General features: G+C 62.2%; 14 protein-coding genes. 10 read left to right on the top strand and 4 right to left on the bottom strand.

Features of this window, described 5'->3' with window-relative positions:
* Positions 1–94: 94 nt before the first annotated feature.
* Positions 95–1,399, bottom strand: a complete 1,305-nt coding sequence (locus tag H8S23_RS08230; protein ID WP_186887842.1) for a cation:proton antiporter — start codon at positions 1,397–1,399, stop codon at positions 95–97.
* Positions 1,400–1,654: 255 nt separating this feature from the next.
* On the opposite strand from H8S23_RS08230, the gene H8S23_RS08235 reads away from it, so the two are divergent.
* Entirely contained in the window at positions 1,655–2,542 is an 888-nt protein-coding gene (locus H8S23_RS08235; RefSeq protein WP_186887843.1) for a LysR substrate-binding domain-containing protein, read from the top strand.
* A gap of 985 nt (positions 2,543–3,527) precedes the next feature.
* Here H8S23_RS08235 and H8S23_RS08240 read toward each other — a convergent pair.
* From H8S23_RS08240 to H8S23_RS08250, 3 genes are all read right to left on the bottom strand, one after another.
* Positions 3,528–4,178, bottom strand: coding sequence for a rhomboid family intramembrane serine protease (locus H8S23_RS08240; protein WP_186887844.1), 651 nt, complete (start codon positions 4,176–4,178; stop codon positions 3,528–3,530).
* Positions 4,179–4,415: 237 nt separating this feature from the next.
* A complete protein-coding gene (locus H8S23_RS08245; protein ID WP_186887845.1) occupies positions 4,416–4,637 on the bottom strand; it encodes an HPr family phosphocarrier protein in 222 nt (73 codons plus the stop codon).
* A gap of 367 nt (positions 4,638–5,004) precedes the next feature.
* On the bottom strand, positions 5,005–6,051 hold the full coding sequence (locus tag H8S23_RS08250) for an MFS transporter (protein WP_186887846.1): 1,047 nt from the start codon (positions 6,049–6,051) through the stop codon (positions 5,005–5,007).
* A 297-nt stretch (positions 6,052–6,348) separates the two neighbouring features.
* On the opposite strand from H8S23_RS08250, the gene H8S23_RS08255 reads away from it, so the two are divergent.
* From H8S23_RS08255 to H8S23_RS08295, 9 genes are all read left to right on the top strand, one after another.
* The gene (locus H8S23_RS08255; protein WP_186887847.1) at positions 6,349–6,903 is read left to right on the top strand and encodes a DUF4352 domain-containing protein; all 555 of its coding nucleotides are present in this window, start codon (positions 6,349–6,351) and stop codon (positions 6,901–6,903) included.
* 858 nt (positions 6,904–7,761) lie between these two features.
* Positions 7,762–9,252, top strand: coding sequence for a glycerol kinase GlpK (gene glpK / locus H8S23_RS08260; RefSeq protein WP_186887848.1), 1,491 nt, complete (start codon positions 7,762–7,764; stop codon positions 9,250–9,252).
* A 52-nt stretch (positions 9,253–9,304) separates the two neighbouring features.
* Entirely contained in the window at positions 9,305–10,597 is a 1,293-nt protein-coding gene (rpoN, locus tag H8S23_RS08265; RefSeq protein ID WP_186887849.1) for an RNA polymerase factor sigma-54, read from the top strand.
* A gap of 86 nt (positions 10,598–10,683) precedes the next feature.
* Positions 10,684–12,114, top strand: a complete 1,431-nt coding sequence (locus tag H8S23_RS08270; RefSeq protein WP_243165926.1) for a sigma-54 interaction domain-containing protein — start codon at positions 10,684–10,686, stop codon at positions 12,112–12,114.
* Between the two features lie 425 nt (positions 12,115–12,539).
* Complete coding sequence (locus H8S23_RS08275; protein WP_186887850.1) at positions 12,540–13,652, top strand: 4-hydroxybutyrate dehydrogenase; 1,113 nt, start codon at positions 12,540–12,542, stop codon at positions 13,650–13,652.
* Between the two features lie 34 nt (positions 13,653–13,686).
* Positions 13,687–15,018 carry an acetyl-CoA hydrolase/transferase family protein gene (locus H8S23_RS08280; protein ID WP_186887851.1) on the top strand — a complete coding sequence of 444 codons (1,332 nt, stop codon included), beginning with the start codon at positions 13,687–13,689 and terminating at the stop codon, positions 15,016–15,018.
* Positions 15,019–15,103: 85 nt separating this feature from the next.
* Positions 15,104–16,363, top strand: coding sequence for an ABC transporter substrate-binding protein (locus H8S23_RS08285; RefSeq protein ID WP_186887852.1), 1,260 nt, complete (start codon positions 15,104–15,106; stop codon positions 16,361–16,363).
* Between the two features lie 71 nt (positions 16,364–16,434).
* The gene (locus H8S23_RS08290) at positions 16,435–17,307 is read left to right on the top strand and encodes a branched-chain amino acid ABC transporter permease (RefSeq protein WP_186887853.1); all 873 of its coding nucleotides are present in this window, start codon (positions 16,435–16,437) and stop codon (positions 17,305–17,307) included.
* Between the two features lie 19 nt (positions 17,308–17,326).
* The gene (locus H8S23_RS08295) at positions 17,327–18,316 is read left to right on the top strand and encodes a branched-chain amino acid ABC transporter permease (RefSeq protein ID WP_186887854.1); all 990 of its coding nucleotides are present in this window, start codon (positions 17,327–17,329) and stop codon (positions 18,314–18,316) included.
* The last annotated feature ends 15 nt before the right edge of the window (positions 18,317–18,331 follow it).

An 18,331-nucleotide genomic window follows, 5' to 3' on the forward strand; every position in this document is an offset into this window, starting at 1 on the left:
GGGGCACGGGGCAGGAGGAAAACAGACGGAAAAACACCGGCCCGGGACCTTGTGCCGCTGAGCTGCAGACTGCCGGCCCGGCATGGAAGCCGGGTCAGGAGGCAGCCTTTTTGACGGCCTTTGCGGGCTTGGCGCTTTTGACCGCCTTGCCGGGCAGGGGCTTCGCCTCGCCGCTGTGGGGCGGCTGGGGACGGGGCTGCCGCTGCAGGGTGCCGGACAGGAACAGAGAGGCCTTGGCGCAGGCGGGGCCGATCATCTCGTACAGCACGCCCGAGGAGAGGATGATGGTGGTGAGCAGCACGCCGGTGGGGCCGGGCAGCATGCGCTGGCCCAGCACCGCCAGGCCGATGGAGACGCCGGCCTGCGGGATCAGCGCCAGCCCTAGCCAGTCGCGGGTCGGTTTGGGCGCGCCGGTGACGGCGCAGCCGGCCCAGGCCCCCGCGTATTTGCCCAGGATGCGCACGAAGAAATAGACCACGCCCACCAGCCCGGCGCTCTGCAGGGCGGGCAGGGAAAGCCGCATGCCGGACAGCACAAAAAACAGCAGCAGGATGGGCGGGGTGAAGCGGGTGACCATTTTAAAGGTCTTTTTATTGCCGCCCGCGTTGACATAGACGGTGCCCATCACCATGCAGGAGAGCAGCGGCGAGATGTCAAGGCTGGTGCACAGGCCGGTGAGGATGAAGATCAGGGTGATGACCAGCGCAAGCCGGTGCTCGGCGGAGCGGCGCTCCGGGTCGGCGATGAGGTGCAGGAAGAAGCCGACCAGCGCCCCGGCCAGGATGCCGCCCAGATTGTAAAGGATGGGCAGCACCACCAGTTTGGGGTCCACAGCGCCGGAGCTTTCCACCGCGCCCACATAGGCGGCGGCGATGCTGAACGCGAGCAGCGCCACCGCGTCGTCCAGCGCCACCACCTCCAGGATGGTGTTGACGAACTCGCCCTTTGCCTTGTACTGGCGGATGGTCATGATGGTGGAAGCGGGCGCTGTAGCGCACCCGATGGCACCCAGCAGCAGGGCAAAAGCGAGAGAATAGTGGAACAGAAAGTACATCACCAGCGTGATCGCCAGCCCGGCGGCAAGCGATTCAAACAGGGTGACCACAATGATGCGCAGCCCGTTTTTGCGCAGCTCAGAGAGCTTGAAATACTTGCCTACCCCAAAGGCGATAAAGGCCAGCGCCACGTCGGTGACAAAATCCATACCGCCCATGACGCTGTCCGGGATGAGATGCAGCGCCCACGGCCCGATGGCGACCCCGGCCAGGATATAGCCGGTGACGTTGGGCAGGCGCAGCTTTTTGGTCACGCGGGTGGCAAGAAAGCCGGCCAGAAGCATGGCGGCCAGCGAGAGGATCACCTGCGCGTTGGTGTTTGAGATGCGGTCCAGCAGTGCCAAGGCGCATCCCTCCTTTCAAAATGAGATCGCCGCGGCCGGGCGGCGCGTCCGGCTGCAGCGGTGAAGCGGGTAAGGGGAAAACCAGAAAAGACTTTACAAGAAATTTACATTTCTTTTTGGTACGTCTTGATTATATGAGGGGGAAGTGCTAATATCAAATTATGATTCGTTTTAATACAATAAAAAATATTTATGGATAATTGAATCTTTGCACAAAAAATGGACTTGATGAGATGGAAAAGGAGGCGTTTTGCTGTGATCGATCCCAAAATCAGAACCCTGATCCGCGTGATCGAGGAGGGCAGCTTCACCCGGGCGGCCGCCGCCCTGCATCTCACCCAGCCCGCGGTCAGCCATCATATCCGGCAGTTGGAGACGGAATATGGCATCCCGATCTTCCGGCCGGACAAAAAAGAGCTGGTCCCCACCCCGGAGGGGGCGGTTTTGATCAAATATGCGCGCCGGGCGCTGGCCCTGGACCGGTCGGCCCGGCAGGCCATTGAGGACAGCCGCCGCAGCCTGCGCCACCTGGCGGTGGGGCTGACCCCCACCGCAGGAGAAAACCTGATGCCGCAGGTGCTGGCCCTTTACTGCCATGAGCACCCGGAGACCCATATAAATATTGTTACGGACACCATAAACAATCTTTATCAGCGCATGGAGCTCTACGAGCTGGATCTGGCCGTGGTGGAGGGGGCGCTGCCCGGCGGGCGGTTTCACTCGGTGCTGCTGGATACCGACTATCTCTGCCTGATCGTGTCCCCCCAGCATCCTTTTGCCCGCAGGCAGAGCGTGCTGCCCGGCGAGCTGAAAGGCGAGCGGCTCATCCTGCGCCCCGCAAAAGCGGGCACCCGCGCCCTGTTCGACAGCTATCTGCAAAGCCAGGGTGAGTCGGTGCAGAACTTCAACGTTATGATGGAGCTGGACAACGTGGCCATGATCAAGGACTTGGTCAGCCAGGACCTTGGGGTCTCGATCATCGCCAAAAGCGCCTGCCGGGAGGAGGAGCGCGCCGGGCGGCTGGTCGCGGTGCCCATCGAAAACGCCAGCATGTCCCGCAACATCCAGCTTGTTTATCACGGCGATTTCAGCCATCCCGATGTGCTGGAAGAGCTGCGCGCCATTTATAACCGCATCCGCTGAGACGCGGGAGCGGCGTTTCGGCGGCGGGAAAGCCCCGGCGCAGCACAGGTTTTTTCACGCCGTCCGCAGGACGGCGCCGAACAGCGTTTCCGGGCGTTGGGACAGGGACAAAAAACGGCCCGCTGTAAAAAGCGGGCGCAGATGACTGTGGCTGTGCGGCGGCCCGGACAAGGGCAGCGGGAGACTTTCCGGGCCCCTCTCCTCAGCGGGGAGACGGCTCAAAAAACAGCCGCGCGGCCACCGGTTCAGAAGCCGCGGACCGCGGAAGCCCCGCGGCGAAGCAAAAGGCGCAGCGGCCTGGAGCAGTAGTCCGGCGCGGCGTTTTACGGCGGGGGGGCAAAACCGCGTTCCAGTTTTGCCCGGGCCGGCGACACAGACATAAACTGGGAGGCACGGGCAGGGATGGAAAAGCGGACAGAGCTCTCCCGCCCGGCGGCGCACCTCACGGAAACGGCTGTGGACATCGGCGGCTGTCCTGTTGTCCCGCGGCCGGCCGCGCGGGCCCGGCTGTAAAAAGCTTTGGCGGCGTCCGCTTTGACTGCTGTTTGGCGGCGGCAGGCGCAATGCCTGAGGGCTCGACGGCCCGGTTTTGGCTGAGACCGTGCCGCTGTTCCCCGCAGCTCTCCGCGGCTTTTCCGTTTGCCTCCGCGGGTGGAACCGCGCTCCAGCGCCGCCCCGGGGACGGCAAAGAACGGCCCAGGGAAACCGGCGCCCGGGGACGCCCCAAAAATTGCAGAAAGTTCTGGGGCCGGCCTGCAGGAAAGAGCGCAGACCTCTCCCATACCGGCGGCGTGAACGCCGCCGTTTTGGCTTGCCGTCCCAGCCGGCCCGGCGCTTGCAGTACCGGGTTCTCCCCTAAACCGATTTGCGCTCACAACAAAAAACTTCCCGCCCGGCGCATCGGGCAGGAAGTTTTTTCTGTTGTGCTGCCGGGACGTGGAACATCCGGACGCTGCTGTTTTGGAAAAGCGGGGCGGGGAGAAGCTCAGCCGCGCATCTGCCGGCGCCACTCCTCGCGCTGCTTGCGGTATTTGAAGTTGTCCCGCATCCTGCGCAGCACGTCGGGACCGAAAAACAGCAGAAAATTGACCAGCGAGGCGATGATGACCGCCCGCGTCTGCCAGGTGCCGAAGACCAGCTGAAATGCAAAGAGGACGCCGTCCGCGATGGCCAGCCATTTGATCTTGATGGGGATGAGAAAGAAAAGCAGTACCTGCATGTTGGGATAGACCGCGGCAAAGGCGAAAAACAGGGAGAGATTGAGATAGCTGTTGGTCGCCCCGCCGGAGATAAAGCCGGCCACGATGGTGCCGATCATGCCCACCAGATAGTAGACGGTAAAGCGGAAGCTGCCCCACTCGTTCTCCAGGCTGGTGCCGATCAGGTAATAAAAGTACAGGGAGAAAACGATAAAGAGCAGGCTGCTTTCAGGGGGGAGAAAAATAAAGGTGAACACCCGCCAGACCTGCCCCTGCAGGATGAGGGCGGGATCGAAATACATATAATAGATCAGGTTGGCCTGGGGGAACAGCAGATCGCAGCAAAACACCAGCGCCATACCCGCCACAATGATCCGCATCAGGCCGGGAATCGAAAATTTACCGCACTTGCGCTCCAGTTTGTCCAGCCAGCTCATCAGATTACCTCTTTTTTGTCAGAATACGGGCAGGGCCCGCGCACCGGCAGTATTGCCGGATATTCTCTATTTTAACAAAAAGGGGCGGGAAAGCAAAGCCGGGGGCGGTGAATATTTTGTAAATATTGCGCCGCATGGCAATTTTATCCCCTGCGGCGCGCAGGGAGGCATAAAAAAGGACCCGCCCCTGTGGGCGGATCCCCTCTTCTTTCCCGTAAGTGCCCCTCAAAAACCAGTTCAGCTGCGGACAGCTTTCGCGACGTACTCAATGGCAGACGCGTTCTCGCTCACCAGCCGCACGGGCTTTGTATAGTCAAGGCGCATCAGGCCAAGGATGCTTTTGGCGTCTGCGATCGCGCCCGCCTCGTCGTGGACGCCGATCTCGTCGTCGCAGCGGCTTGCCATTTTTACGATCTCCTTAACCTGGGACAGGTTTTTGACGTTGATTTGCTTAACCATAATGCACATCTTCCTTTCTTTAGGTGGTGTTCTGCAGCAGGTCTTTCCTGACTGCATTGTCATTATAGCATAAGAAATGACGCCCGTCTTGTGCAAAGTGCCAAAAACCGGTTTTTCAAGAAGAGGTTCTCTAATCTAGACAATTCTTCCATTTTTCCCTGAGGCTGTTTGTAAAAAATGCCAACAAAAAATTCGATATAAAATTATATGTTTCGAAAATGGTTGAGACAAAACCGATTCCATACCAATAAAACAAGAAAAAAGCGCCATAAACTACTGATTTTTCAGTAGAATGGCGCTTTTGAGATCGCTCACAAATTATGGACAAATCTCCTGCCGCAGAGAGAAAGGAAAAGAAACTCCCCTTTTATCCTTTCCATTCACAGGGATCTTCTTCTGACAGGGGAACTTCGGGGGGCGCCGCGCCTGCCGGGGCCTGCGGGGCCGGGGCCTGCGCCGGGGCAGGGGTGGTGCCGGGGGCGGCATACGGGGCGACGGTGGCGTTGATGTACTGCACGCTCTGCAGGGCCGTGCCGCCGGTCTGGGTGATCATGCGCCAGCTGATCCAGATGCCCAGCGCAACGAATACCAGTTGAGTGGCCATGCTGGCGATCATGTCGCCGAGGGTGTAGAGCCGGAAATAGAGGATCATGCTGGAAAAAATGCTGGGCCAGATGCCGTAGTAGTCCACTACGGAGATATAAAAGAGCAGCTGTTCCAGCACGAATACCTGCAGGATGGAGGACAGGATCGTCACCACCGTGGCGACGCGGTTGAGCCTGCCGCGGCAGAGCTTATATCCCTGATAAGCGCAGATGGGGATGAGGGCGAAGAGCAGCGCAAAGACCCGGGAGGCAAACCAGATGGTCAGCAGGGAGGGCAAAGCGCCGACCAGGCCGCCGGCAAGCGCGCCCAGGATGCCGGTGAAGTAATTGCCCTGCTGCATGCTGCGGCGGGCGGCGGTCGCGTTGCTGGCCAGCGCCCGGTCCAGACAGGCGCGGTGTACGGGCACATAGCCTCCGCCCACAAAAGCGAGGGTGTCGCAGCCGTTGCCCTTGCAGAACGGGCAGACGGTGGGGGGCGTCAGCCCTGCGGCGGTAAAAAGCTCAGCCAGCGCGGAAAGGGCGTTGTCAAAATTTTCTTCCGCCCCCTCTTTGCCGGCGAGCAGGAACCCCACCCGGTCGGGCGCATAGGACATGGGAGAGGCGCCGTAGGGTTTGAGCGCGGCGCGCATTTCTTTGAGCAGGGACTTTGGCGTCTTGGAGCCGAACTTGAAAGCGGCGGTCAGCTGCCCCTGGCCGCCCTTTTTATAATGGACGGTGAACGGATAGCCGCGGTAGATGCCGAAAGCGTCGTCCTGTACCTGGCGGCAGCCGCGCGCAGCCGCAAAATCGGAAAATTGAGCAAAATCCATGCGATACACTTCCCCCTTAATGATATCATGACAGCCGCGGCCGGATCGGTCCCCCGGTATGGTGTCAAAATCAGTATACTATATTCCCACATCAGTGACAAGAACAGCCGGGGCGGAAAAGCGGACAAGATGGGATTTCTTGACAGAGCGGCCCTCATCTGATACTCTAAAAGCGCGGCGTTTGCACAGAGGGGACCGCCGGTTTTTTTACCGCGCTTGCGCATGGAAGAGCCGGACCGCCGCCCGCTGTGACCGACGGACTGTTTGGGAGAATCGTTTTGGAATGAGGAGGAGCATATGAAACTTAAAAAATTGGCCGCGCAGCTGACGGCGGTGGCGCTGGCCGGCGCATTGGCGCTGAGCCTTGCCGGCTGCGACAAGCTGCCGGGCGTGGACACGATGACGACGGGCGCCTCAGTGGCGGAAGATGGCCGGGAGACCGGCGGATATGTCGTGGGCGAGGTCGGCGAAAAACTGACCACTCAGTTTTTCAGTTTCTCCGTCGATTCGGTGGAGAGGACCGACCGCTGCGGGGACGCTGCAGCAGGCGAGGGCACGACGCTGGTGGTGGCCGAGATCACGGTGAAAAATACTTTCGGCGAGACCATCCCCATGTTTTCCAGCGATTTTGTGCTGTATTACGGCGCTGGGGACGAGGACTACTGCTTCCCGGTGGAAGCGGCAGGGGACGGCCTGATGGAACTGGAGTATGAGCTGGCAAAAGACGAGGAGATCACCGCCAAAGTTGCCTATGAGGTGCCGGAGGATGCAGACAGCTTTTCGCTTTTGTATCTGGAGGTCTACGAGGACGATTTTGTGGGCAATGCCTACTATGTGGATTTTGAAGTGTAAGGAACGGAAGAGGGCGGCGGTGAGGCCGCTTCTCCGTGTGCGCCCGGCCCCAGCGGCCGGGCGCTGTTTTTATCTCTAAAACCGGCGACACAGCGGCCGGCCCGTGCGGCGTCCGGGGGTGCGGGCAGATGACGGACGCAGGTGCGGCCCATGGTGCGGCCGGCCCCATGCGGCGTCCAGAGGCTGCGGGGCCGGCCGGCTTTTCTGCCGCCTCCCCGTGGGGGAGGGCGCAGGGAGGAAAACGCCTGCGCGCAGCCGCGCCGCTTCTGCGGGCGGGGGCTTATTCGTCCCCACAGCATTCGTGAGGCTGCCGCCGTTTTGGTCTGCGCCCCCCTGCGGACAGCGGCTTGTCCGCTCCAGTCCCCCTTTTTTATGTGCGCGCTGCGGTCCGCACCGCTCCTGCGGGCGGCGATTTGTCCGGGAGCATGAGAAAAGCGTTTGCCGGCGGGCTTCAGCCCCCCCGCCGGGCGGCCGCTCATTTTTGCGCTGCTCCGGCACAGCCAGGTGATGCTTCGCTCCGGGGCAAGGGTGCTGCCGTCCTGCTTTTCCGCGGTGCGCGCGCCCGGCCCGGCCCCCGAGCAGCGCGCCCGGGCCATGGCTGCAGGGCCCTGCTTTTCCGCGGTGTGCACACCCGGCCCGGCGGCGGCGCGGAAAAAGAAATCCCCAAAAAACAAGAGAATAATTTGTGAAAAACGTCAAATGATCGCTGGTTGTGATTTTGAGTTTTGTATGATATATTAAGAAGAAGAAAAACGAATTGCGCTTAGAGACAAGAGCCAAAGCGAAAAACGCCTTTTCAAGGCTGTTTGCTTTGGCTTTTTTGTTTCTCTGCAAAGGCGAAAAACAGGAGGCTTGTGCATGAAAAAGTATGTCATCTCGCTGGATCAGGGCACTACCAGTTCGCGCGCCATCATCTTTGACCGCGACCAGAACATCGCGGGCATCGCGCAGAAAGAATTTACCCAGATCTACCCCCGGCCCGGCTATGTGGAGCATGACCCCATGGAGATCTACGCCTCCCAGTACGGCGTGCTGATCGAGGTGCTGGCCCAAAGCGGCATCGACCCCGCCGAGGTGGCGGCCATCGGCATCACCAATCAGCGCGAGACCACCGTCGTATGGGATAAAAAGACCGGCCGTCCTGTCTACAACGCCATCGTCTGGCAGTGCCGCCGCACCGCGGATATCTGCGAGCAGATGAAACGCGACGGCATGGAACCCTATGTAAAGGACACCACGGGCCTGATCGTGGACGCCTATTTTTCCGGCACCAAGATCAAATGGATCCTGGACAACGTGGAGGGCGCGCGGGAGCGGGCCGAGGCGGGCGAGCTGCTGTTCGGCACCGTGGACAGCTGGCTGATCTGGAAGCTGACCGGCGGGGCGGTCCACGTCACCGATTACACCAACGCCTCCCGCACCATGCTTTACGACATCCACGACCTGTGCTGGGACAAGAAGATCTGCGATTATCTGGGCATCCCCATGCAGATGCTGCCCCAGGTGTGCGACTGCAGCAAGGTGTACGGGGCGGTCAGCATCCAGGGCGCCGAGATCCCCATCGCCGGCATTGCGGGCGACCAGCAGGCGGCCCTGTTCGGGCAGGCCTGCTTTGACAAAGGGGACGCCAAAAATACATACGGCACCGGCTGCTTTTTGCTGATGAACACCGGCGACGAGATCTGCCGCAGCAAAAACGGGCTGCTGTCCACCATTGCCATCGGCCTCGACGGCAAGGTGAATTATGCGCTGGAGGGCAGTGTCTTCGTGGGCGGCGCGGTGGTGCAGTGGCTGCGGGACGAGATGCACTTCATCGACGAGTCGCGGGACTGCGAGTACTTCGCCACCAAGGTGCGCGACAACGGCGGCGTCTATGTGGTGCCCGCCTTTACCGGCCTGGGGGCGCCCCACTGGGACATGTACGCGCGCGGCACCATCGTGGGCATCACCCGCGGCACCACCCGCTCGCACATCATCCGCGCCTCGGTGGAATCCACCGCTTATCAGTCCAAAGACCTGCTGGACGCCATGACCAGCGACACGGGGATCCGGCTGAAAGAGCTGCGGGTGGACGGCGGCGCAAGCCGGGACAACTTTTTGATGCAGTTCCAGGCGGATATCATGGACCTGCCGCTGCGCAGGCCGATGATCCGGGAGACGACCGCCCTGGGCGCGGCTTACCTGGCGGGGCTGGCGGTGGGCTTTTGGAAAGACCTCGACGAGATCCGCAGCCATTGGACCCTGGATAAGGTGTATACTCCAAAGATGGAACAGCCGGAACGCGAGCATCTGATGCGCCAGTGGCACAAGGCGGTGAGCCGCTCGCTGGACTGGGAAGAGCACGAATGAGCGTCTGCGGACACGCCCGGGGCGGTTGAAGCGGCAGGGGGAGGGGAAACGCGTGAAATTGATCCAGAACCAGAGCCAGCGCCTGACCCTCGGCGTGGCGCAGAAGCTTTCGGTGCAGCTGCTGCAGATGGACGGAGAAGAGCTGGAAGCCTATCTGCAGCGGGAGAGCGAGCAGAACCCGGCGGTGCGCCTTGAGTGGAACTGCGGGCCCGGCCCGGCAGTGCGCGCCGCCGCGGAGGAAGAGCACGACCCCTTTGCGGGCGTGCGCGCCGCCGGGCCGGGGCTGTACGACAGCGTGCTGCTGCAGCTTGCAGCGTCGCGCGCGCCGGCGCAGCAGAAAAAGGACGCGGCGGCCCTGGCGGCTTTTCTGGACGGGAACGGCTATCTGACGGGCCTGCCGGACGGCCTTTTCACCGAGGGGCCGCGCGCCGGACGCCTTGCAGATGCGCTGGAGCTGCTTCAGGGCATGGAGCCGGCGGGCGTGGGGGCGCGGGATCTGCGCGAGTGCCTGCTGCTGCAGCTTGCGCGGCGCGGCGGCTGCACGGCGCTGGAGCGCCGGGTGGTGGAAGAAGAGCTGGGCGCGCTGGCGCAGGGGCGCTTTGAGGCGGCTGCGCGGCGGCTGGGCGTGGCTGAAGAGGAGCTGCGCGCGGCGTGGCGGTCGATCCGGGCACTGGACCCCAAGCCGGGCGCGGCCTTTGAACAGGGGGACCCGCCCGCCCTGGCCCTGCCCGACGTGGAGGTGCGCAGCGAGGGGGAGCGGCTGGTTCTGGCCGTGACGGCCCCCGAACGGTATCATGTGTCGGTAGAGGAACCTTACCGGGAGCTGCAGCGCACCTCTGCGGACGAGGAGGTGCGCCGTTATCTGGGAGAACGGCTGATGAGCGCCGCGCTGCTGTGCCGCTGCCTGCAGCGCAGGAATGAGACGCTGCTGCGGGTGGCGGGATGCATCGTCGCCCACCAGCGGGAGTTTTTTGTGGGCAGGGAGCGCCGTCTGGCGCCCCTGCGCCTGGCCCAGGTGGCGGAGGAACTGGGCCTGCATGAGACCACGGTGGGCCGCGCAGTGCGCGGCAAATACCTGGGCTGCCATCACGGCGTTTACCCCATGCGGCAGTTTTTTGCCCAGGCGGTCGGCGCGGGCGGAACACAGAGCAGCAGCCAGGACCTGAAACGGCGGCTGGAGCTGCTGCTGCGCGCGGAAGATGCGACGCGGCCTTACAGCGACGCGGCCCTCTGTGCGCTGCTGGGCGGGGAGGACGCCGTGTCGCGCCGCACTGTGGCAAAATACAGGGCCGCACTGGGCTACCCCGCCGCCGCGCAGCGCCGGGACAGACTTTGCGGGGCATAGGGGATCAGGGCAAACAGGCAGGGGCCGGGGCTTTTCGGGGCGCCGGCCCCTGCAGTCTGTTTACAGCCTGGACAGGGGAGTGAGGAATGGAACAGACGCCTTTTTACATGGAATCCGAGTCGCGGAGGATGCGGCTGCCGGATATTGAGATCAATGCCCACACGCTGGACGCGATCATCCAGAACTCTTACGACGGCATTTTCATCACCGACGGGCAGGCGGTCACCATCATGGTGAACCGGGCCTATGAGACCATTTCGGGCCTGAAGGCGGAGCAGGTGCTGGGCAGAAGCATGAAACAGATCGTGGAAGAAGGGCTGATCTCGGCCTCCGGCACACTGCTGGCGCTGGAGAAAAAACGGCCCGTGACCCTGGACCAGCAGTTCCGCAACGGCAACCGGGCCATGATCACCAGCTCGCCCATTTTGGCCGAAAACGGCAGTGTGGCGATGGTGGTGACCAATGTGCGCGACATCACCGAGATCTGCCGCCTGCAGGAGGAGCTGGAGCGCAACGAGGAAAAAAAGCGGCGCTCCACCAGCGAGGCGGAGGCGCTGCGGCGGCAGCTGATGGGCACCGAGGACCTGATCGCAGCCGACCGCAATATGCAGAACGTGCTGCGCATGGTCGGCCGTGTGGCCCGCCTGGACACCACGGTGCTGCTGCTGGGCGAGACCGGCGTGGGCAAGGAAGAGGTGGCCAAGCACCTCTACCGCACCAGCAGCCGCAGCGACAAACAGTTCATCAAGGTGAACTGCGGGGCCATCCCTGCAGAGCTGATCGAGAGCGAGCTGTTCGGGTATGAAAAGGGGGCCTTTACCGGCGCCAGCCGCGAGGGCAAAGTGGGCCTATTCGAGGTGGCGGACCGGGGCACCATCTTTTTGGACGAGGTGGGCGAACTGCCGCTGGAGATGCAGGTGAAGCTGCTGCGGGTGCTGCAGGAGCAGGAGATCGAGCGCATCGGCTCCCACCGGACGGTCAAGATCGACGTGCGGGTGCTGGCGGCGACCAACCGCGACCTGGAGGAGATGGTGGCCCGCAAGCTGTTCCGGGAGGACCTGTACTACCGGCTCAACGTTTTTCCCATCACGATCCCGCCGCTGCGCAAGCGGCCGGACGATATCGTCCCCTTTGCCAGAAGTTTTCTGGCGGAGCTGAACCGCAAATACGGCATGAGAAAAGAATTTCTGCCCTCAGCCCTCGCCAGCCTGCGGACCTATGACTGGCCCGGGAATGTGCGCGAGCTGAAAAATATCGTCGAGCGGGCGGCCATTCTCAGCAACGGACCCACGATCTGCGCGGAGGACCTGTCCCTGCGGCCGGCCGCTCCGGCGGCAGGGCCGGAGGTGCGGCAGGCGCTGGGGGAGACCGTGGACCTGAAGCGCCTGACGGAAAAGTTTGAGCTGGAATATATCGAGGCGGCGTATGCGGAATACGGCAATGTGCGGGACGCCGCGGCCAGCCTGGGCATGGATGCGTCGACCTTTGTCCGCAAGCGGAAGCGCTATCGCAGATGACCCGCAAAACGCCCCTCCGATCTCGCGGGGAGCAGCCGCGCGCCCGGGCGGGGGAAAGGCGGCCGCAAATTGGAATTTGTTGCACAAATGCATTTTGTTGCGTTTGTGCAACAGCAAAAAGAGCATGAAACAGCTGGGTTTTTGTCTTAAATCTCAAATCCCGGAGGAAAAAAGCGCCGGTGCGTTGCAAATTTGCAGCACACCGGCGCTTTTTTTGTGCCGGAACGGCTGCTTTCAGGAAGAGGCTCCGGCCCCGGAGGGAAAAAGAAAAAATCAATTAGCAATGCTTACAATTTTTGGAAATATAAGATAGTTAAAATACACAAAAAATAAAAAATATAGCAAAAATAATTAAAACTGGCACGGAATATGCTTCCTTGTAGAGAAGTGAAAGCATAGTTACAGTTTGAGAGAAAGGAAACGGTATGAAACAGTTTGAATTGCACCCGGCGCTTTGCCGGTATGACAGCTGCGAACAGTTCTGCCGGGAACTGAAGATCGGCCGGGGCGACCTCATCCTCACCAATGAATTCCTTTACCGCCCGTTTTTCGACGGGTGCGGGTCGGGCGCTCAGGTGATCTTTCAGGAAAAGTACGGCGGCGGCGAACCGTCCGACGAGATGGCGGAGGCGATCTGGCGCGACGTGCAGGGGGATCCGCAGCGGATCATCGGCATCGGGGGCGGGACGGTCCTGGACCTCTCCAAGCTGTTTGCCCTGGAGACCGTCACCCCTGTTTTGGATCTTTATGACAAAAAGATCGAGCCGCGCAAAAAGCGCCGCCTGGTGCTGGTGCCCACCACCTGCGGCACCGGCAGCGAGGTGACCAACATCTCGATCCTGGAACTCAAGAGCCGCAGCACCAAACTGGGGCTGGCCCACGAGGCGCTCTATGCGGACGAAGCCGCGCTGGTGCCGGAGCTGCTCCGCACCCTGCCCTACCGCTTTTTTGCCACCAGCTCCATCGACGCGCTCATCCACGCGGTGGAGTCGAGCGTTTCGCCCAGGGCCACCGCGTACACCAAGCTGTTCGGGTACCGGGCGATCGGCATGATCCTGAAAGGCTACCGCCGCATCCAGCGGGAGGGGCAGCAGGTGTATGGCGAGCTGCTGGACGATTTTCTCACCGCCAGCAATTTCGCGGGCTGCGCGTTCAGCAACGCCGGCTGCGGGGCGGTGCACGCGATGAGCTATCCGCTCAGCGGAAAATACCACGTGGCCCACGGCGAGGCGAACTATGCGCTGTTCACCGGCATCTTCCGCAATTATATGGAGATCAGCGCCGCGGGGCGCATCGACGAGCTGAACGGCCTGCTTGCCGCAGAGCTCGAATGTCCCCGGGAGGCAGTATACGAGCGGCTGGAAGAGCTGCTGTCCGCCGTGCTCGTGCGCAAGCCCCTGCGCGAATACGGGGTGACGCTGGCCGATCTGGACGACTTCACCGCGAATGTGATGGAAAAGCAGGGCCGCATCACCGCAAACAACTTCGTGCTGCTGGACGCGGCGCGGGTGCGCAAGATCTACGGCGAGCTGTACTGAGACCGGCAGAGCACAGGGCGGAAAGGAGGCCGGTATGGACTGGCAGGACCGCTATCGCCGGAAGCTCGCCACCCCGCAGCAGGCCGTGCGCCGCATCCGCTCTCACAGCCGCATCGCCGTCGGACACGCGGCGGGCGAGCCGCTGTCCCTGATCGAGGCTTTGATCCAGCAGCGCGGCCGCTACCGGGACGTGGAGCTCCTGCACATGGAGACGCCGGGGCCGGCGGGCTGCGCAAGGCCGGGCATGGAGGCGCACTTCCGGCACAATGCCGTCTTTGTGGGCGACGGCACCCGCGACATCGTCATGGCGGGCAAGGGGGACTTCACCCCCATCCACTTTTCACAGTTATCCGCGCTGTTCACCAGCACTTTGCCCATCGACGCGGCGCTGGTGCAGGTGTCGCCGCCGGACGAACAGGGCCGCTGCAGCCTGGGGCCGACCGTGGATTACATAAAAGAGGCGGCGGAGAGCGCGGGCCTGGTGCTGGCGGAAGTGAACGACCGCATGCCCCGCACTTTGGGCGACAGCTTTCTGACCATGGACCGCATCGACTGCGCCGTGCCGGTCAGCCGCCCGCTGCGGGGGCTGGCAAGGGAGCGGGCGGGCCCGCAGGAGCTGGAAGCGGGCCGCCACTGCGCGCGGCTCATCCGCGACGGCGACACCCTGCAGGCGGGGCTGGGCGCGGCCTGCGACGGCGTGCTCTGCGCGCTGGGACAAAAGCGGGACCTGGGCCTGCACAGCGAGCTTTTTACCGAGGCCATGCTGGATCTGGTAGAGCTGGGGGCGGTCAACGGCAGCCGCAAGACCCTGCACCCCGGCAAGATCGTGGCGGCCGCCCTGGCCGGCGGCGAACGGATGTACCGCTTTGCGGACAACAATCCCTGCCTGGAACTGTACCCCGTCAGCTACGTGGACGCGCCCGGCGTGATCCTGCGCAACCGCAATATGGTGTCCGTCAGCTCCTGCATGGAGGCGGACCTGATGGGGCAGATCGCGGCGGAGACCATCGGCCTCACCCAGGTGGGAGGGGTGGGGGGACAGGCGGATTTTATCCGCGGCGCTTCCCTCAGCCCCGGGGGCCGCTCCATCATCGTGATGGCGTCCACCTCGGCGGGAGGGCGGTTTTCCCGCATCGTCCCCTTTTTAGAGGAGGGGGCCGCGGTCAGCGTCTCGCGCAACGACGTGGATTACCTGGTCACAGAGTACGGGATCGCGGCGCTGCGGGGGCGCACGCTGCGGCAGCGGGCCCGGGCGCTGATCGATATCGCGCATCCCTCGTTCCGGCCGGGGCTGATCGAGGAATACGAGAACCGCTTTTTTCAAAAGTTCGACAGCCAGCCGCAGCGGCGGGCCATCGGGCTGTGAGGCGGGCAAACCACAGGACCCACGGGCACAAGGGCGTGCCCGATCGCATATAGCTCAATAAAAGAAGAATTCAAGGAGGCAAAACATGTTCAAAAAAACGATGTCACTTCTGCTGGCCGGATGTCTGGCCATCTCCCTTGCCGCCTGCGGCGGCAGCGATCCCTCCTCCGCGGCGGGCGCGGGCAGCAGCGGCGCCGCAGCGGGCGGCGAGCTTCCCCCGTTCAAGATCTCGATGATCACCCAGCTGACCGGCAACAACTCGTTCGGCGGTCACGAGTACCAGTACGGCGCCGAGCTGGCCCTGGAGCATCAGGGCGGCGAGGTCAACGGCCGCAAGATCGAGCTGGTCTTTGCCGACGGCCCCAACACCGACGCCACCGTCTCCGAGTTCGAGCGGCTGTACAACGAGGGCTCCCGCGTGTTCCTGTCCGGCTACGGCTGCATCTCCGACCGCACCTTTGCCGCGATGTGCGACGAGATGAAGGTGCTGTATCTCTCGCTGGCCTGGGACTATGACCTGATACAGGGCCCCAGCGACTATTTCTTCCGCGGCGGCGCCAACGTGACCGCGTTCGGCAGCGGCGTCATGGAGCAGGCGATCGGCATCGGCGAACAGTATCTCAACGTCCCCGCCGACCAGCTGAAAGTCGCGCTGGTCTACACCACCCGCCTGTCCCACGTGGCCGATCCCATGAAAGAGTACGCGGCCGCGCACGGCGTCACCATCGCGCTGGAGGAGAATTATCCCGACGACACCACCGACTTCTCGGCGATCGTGACCAAGCTGATGAACACCGACTACGACATCCTGATCCCTATCCAGGGCGCTGCGGACGGCACCCCGTTCCAGAAAAAACTGCACGAGATGAATTACACCCCCAATGTGACCCTGGGCGCCGGCTGCTATTATGATACCCCCAACTTTGCCGACCTGGGCAACGAGATCACCGACGGCATCCTGACCCAGTCCTACACCACCCCCTACATCGCCGAGGGCGCCGCCCCGGGAATCACCAAGTTCCGCGAGGATTTTGAGGCGAAGTACGGCCACAAGCCCCTGGCCCACGCGCTGCAGGCCTACGGCGGCATGCAGATCTATTTCAAGGTGCTGGAGACCATGGACCCGGCCGACTGGGATGACACCGCCAAGCTGGCCGAGGCGCTGAAAAACTTCAAGGCCGAAGAGGGCGATCTGGTATGGTACTGGGGCGTTGATTTCGACGAGCTGAACAACAATACGCTGGCCAACCAGTTCGTGGTCAACCAGTGGGTCGACGGCGAGCTGAAGTGCGTCTTCCCCGACTTTTTGAAGACCGACGAGGCCGTCATTCCCTGGAAGGGCTGAACACACTGATTTTTTGATGGTTTGGCAGAGCGGGCCCGCGGCCCGCTCTGCCGGATTAAGGAGGTTTTTAAATGGGTTCGGCGATACTGGGGTACGTTCTCAACGGCATCTGTATCGGCGGCGTGTACGGCCTGGTCTCCAGCGCCTGGAGCTTTCAGTGCGGGGCGCTGAAGTTTGCAAACTTCGCCTACGGCGCCAGCATCATGCTGTCGATGTATATCACCTATTTTTCCATCCGGGAGTGGAACATCCCGCTGCCCATCGCTGTCCTGATCGTGCTGGTCATGGACATCTGCCTGGGCTTTCTCATGCGCAAGACCGTGCTCTGGCGGCATGACCGCAACACGCAGATCCTCTGCACCATGGGCCTCAGCCTCATCATCATCAATCTGGTGGACTTTGTCTTTACCAGTTATCCGCGCGATTTCGGCATTCTTGAGACCCGCATCTTCTTCACCGATTCCATCAGCATCGGCCGCACCCAGCTCATCTGCTTTGTGATGTCCGCGGTCATCCTCATCACGTTCCAGATGTTCCTGAGCAAGACCTGGACGGGGCGCTCCATCCGGGCGGTCGTGCAGAACAAAGAGGTGGCGACCCTCATGGGCGTCAAGGGCGCCCGCACGCTGGACCTGGCCTTTGCGCTGAGCTATATCCTGATCGCCGTCGCCGGCATCATGCTGATGAGCATGTATCAGGTGGAGCCGGCCTACGGCGACCGCATGCAGTCCATCGCTTTCATCGTCTGCGTCTCGGCGGGCCTGGGCAATCTGTCCGGCGCGTTCATGTCGGGCATTCTGGTGGGCGTACTGGAACAGCTCATCGTCGGCCTGCTGGGGGCGCAGTTCCGCACCCCCATCCTTTACGGCCTGTTCGTGATCATCCTGCTGGCACGGCCGCATGGGATCTTTACCAGAAAACAGAACGTCGCGCGTTCGATTTAAGGGAGGGGAGTGAGCTGTGATGAAAAAAGATCTGAAAGACTATCTGAATATCAAGACTTTACTGCTCGTTCTCCTGGTGGCGCTGGTCATCTTTATCCCCGTGTGGGGCAACCGGCGCTATATGAACATCGCCATCCTGGTGCTGATGTACATCGGCCTGGGCGAGTCGTGGAACCTGCTCTCGGGCATGTCGGGGCTGTTCTCCATCGCCCACGCCCTCTTCTTCGGCCTGGGCGTGTACGGCATGACCATCGGCATGACCAAACTGGGGCTGCCGGTGGTGGGCGGCATCCTGCTGGGCCTGGCGGCCAATGTGGTGATGGCGCTGATCGTCGGCTTCGTGGGGTCAAAGCTCTCCGGGCTGTATTTCACGATGGCCCTCATCGCGCTGCACGCCATCATCTACACGCTGGCGGGGCAGATGTCCTTTACCGGGTACGCGCTGGGGCTGTCCATGCCGCGCGAATACCTGATGAGCCGCCGCGCCCTCTACTTTTTGGTGCTGGGCCTGGCCATCCTGATGATGCTGATCTTTGTATGGGTGCGCAAAAGCCGCATCGGCACCAACTTTGTCGCGCTCAAGGAGAACCCGGACCTGGCCGTCTCGCTGGGCTCCAACATCCGCGGCTGGCGCATCCTGGCGGTGATCATCAGCGCCATGATGGCCTCCATCATGGGCGCGTTCTACGCCTTTTACATGATGGCCAACACCCCCGAGGTGTTTGCCTCCACCATCTCGCTGCGCATCATCATGGTCTGCATGGTGGGCGGCCTGGGCAACGTCTGGGGCCCGGTCATGGGCTGCTGGCTGATCGTCTTTGACGAGCTGGTGCGTGGCGTCATGCCCAGCAAATTCGCCTCCTTTGCGGTGGTGGTCTACGCGCTGGTGCTCATCGTGATGGCGCTGCTCAAGCCCAAGGGGATCATGGGCAGCAAGATCTTCCAGCCCAAAGAGACCGACGCGCGCAGCGTGGAGAACAAAAAAGCCGCAGCGAAAGCGCAGAAATAGGAGAGGAGGTACCGC

The sequence above is a fragment of the Anaerofilum hominis genome (genome assembly GCF_014287275.1).
Classification (GTDB): domain Bacteria; phylum Bacillota; class Clostridia; order Oscillospirales; family Ruminococcaceae; genus Pygmaiobacter; species Pygmaiobacter hominis.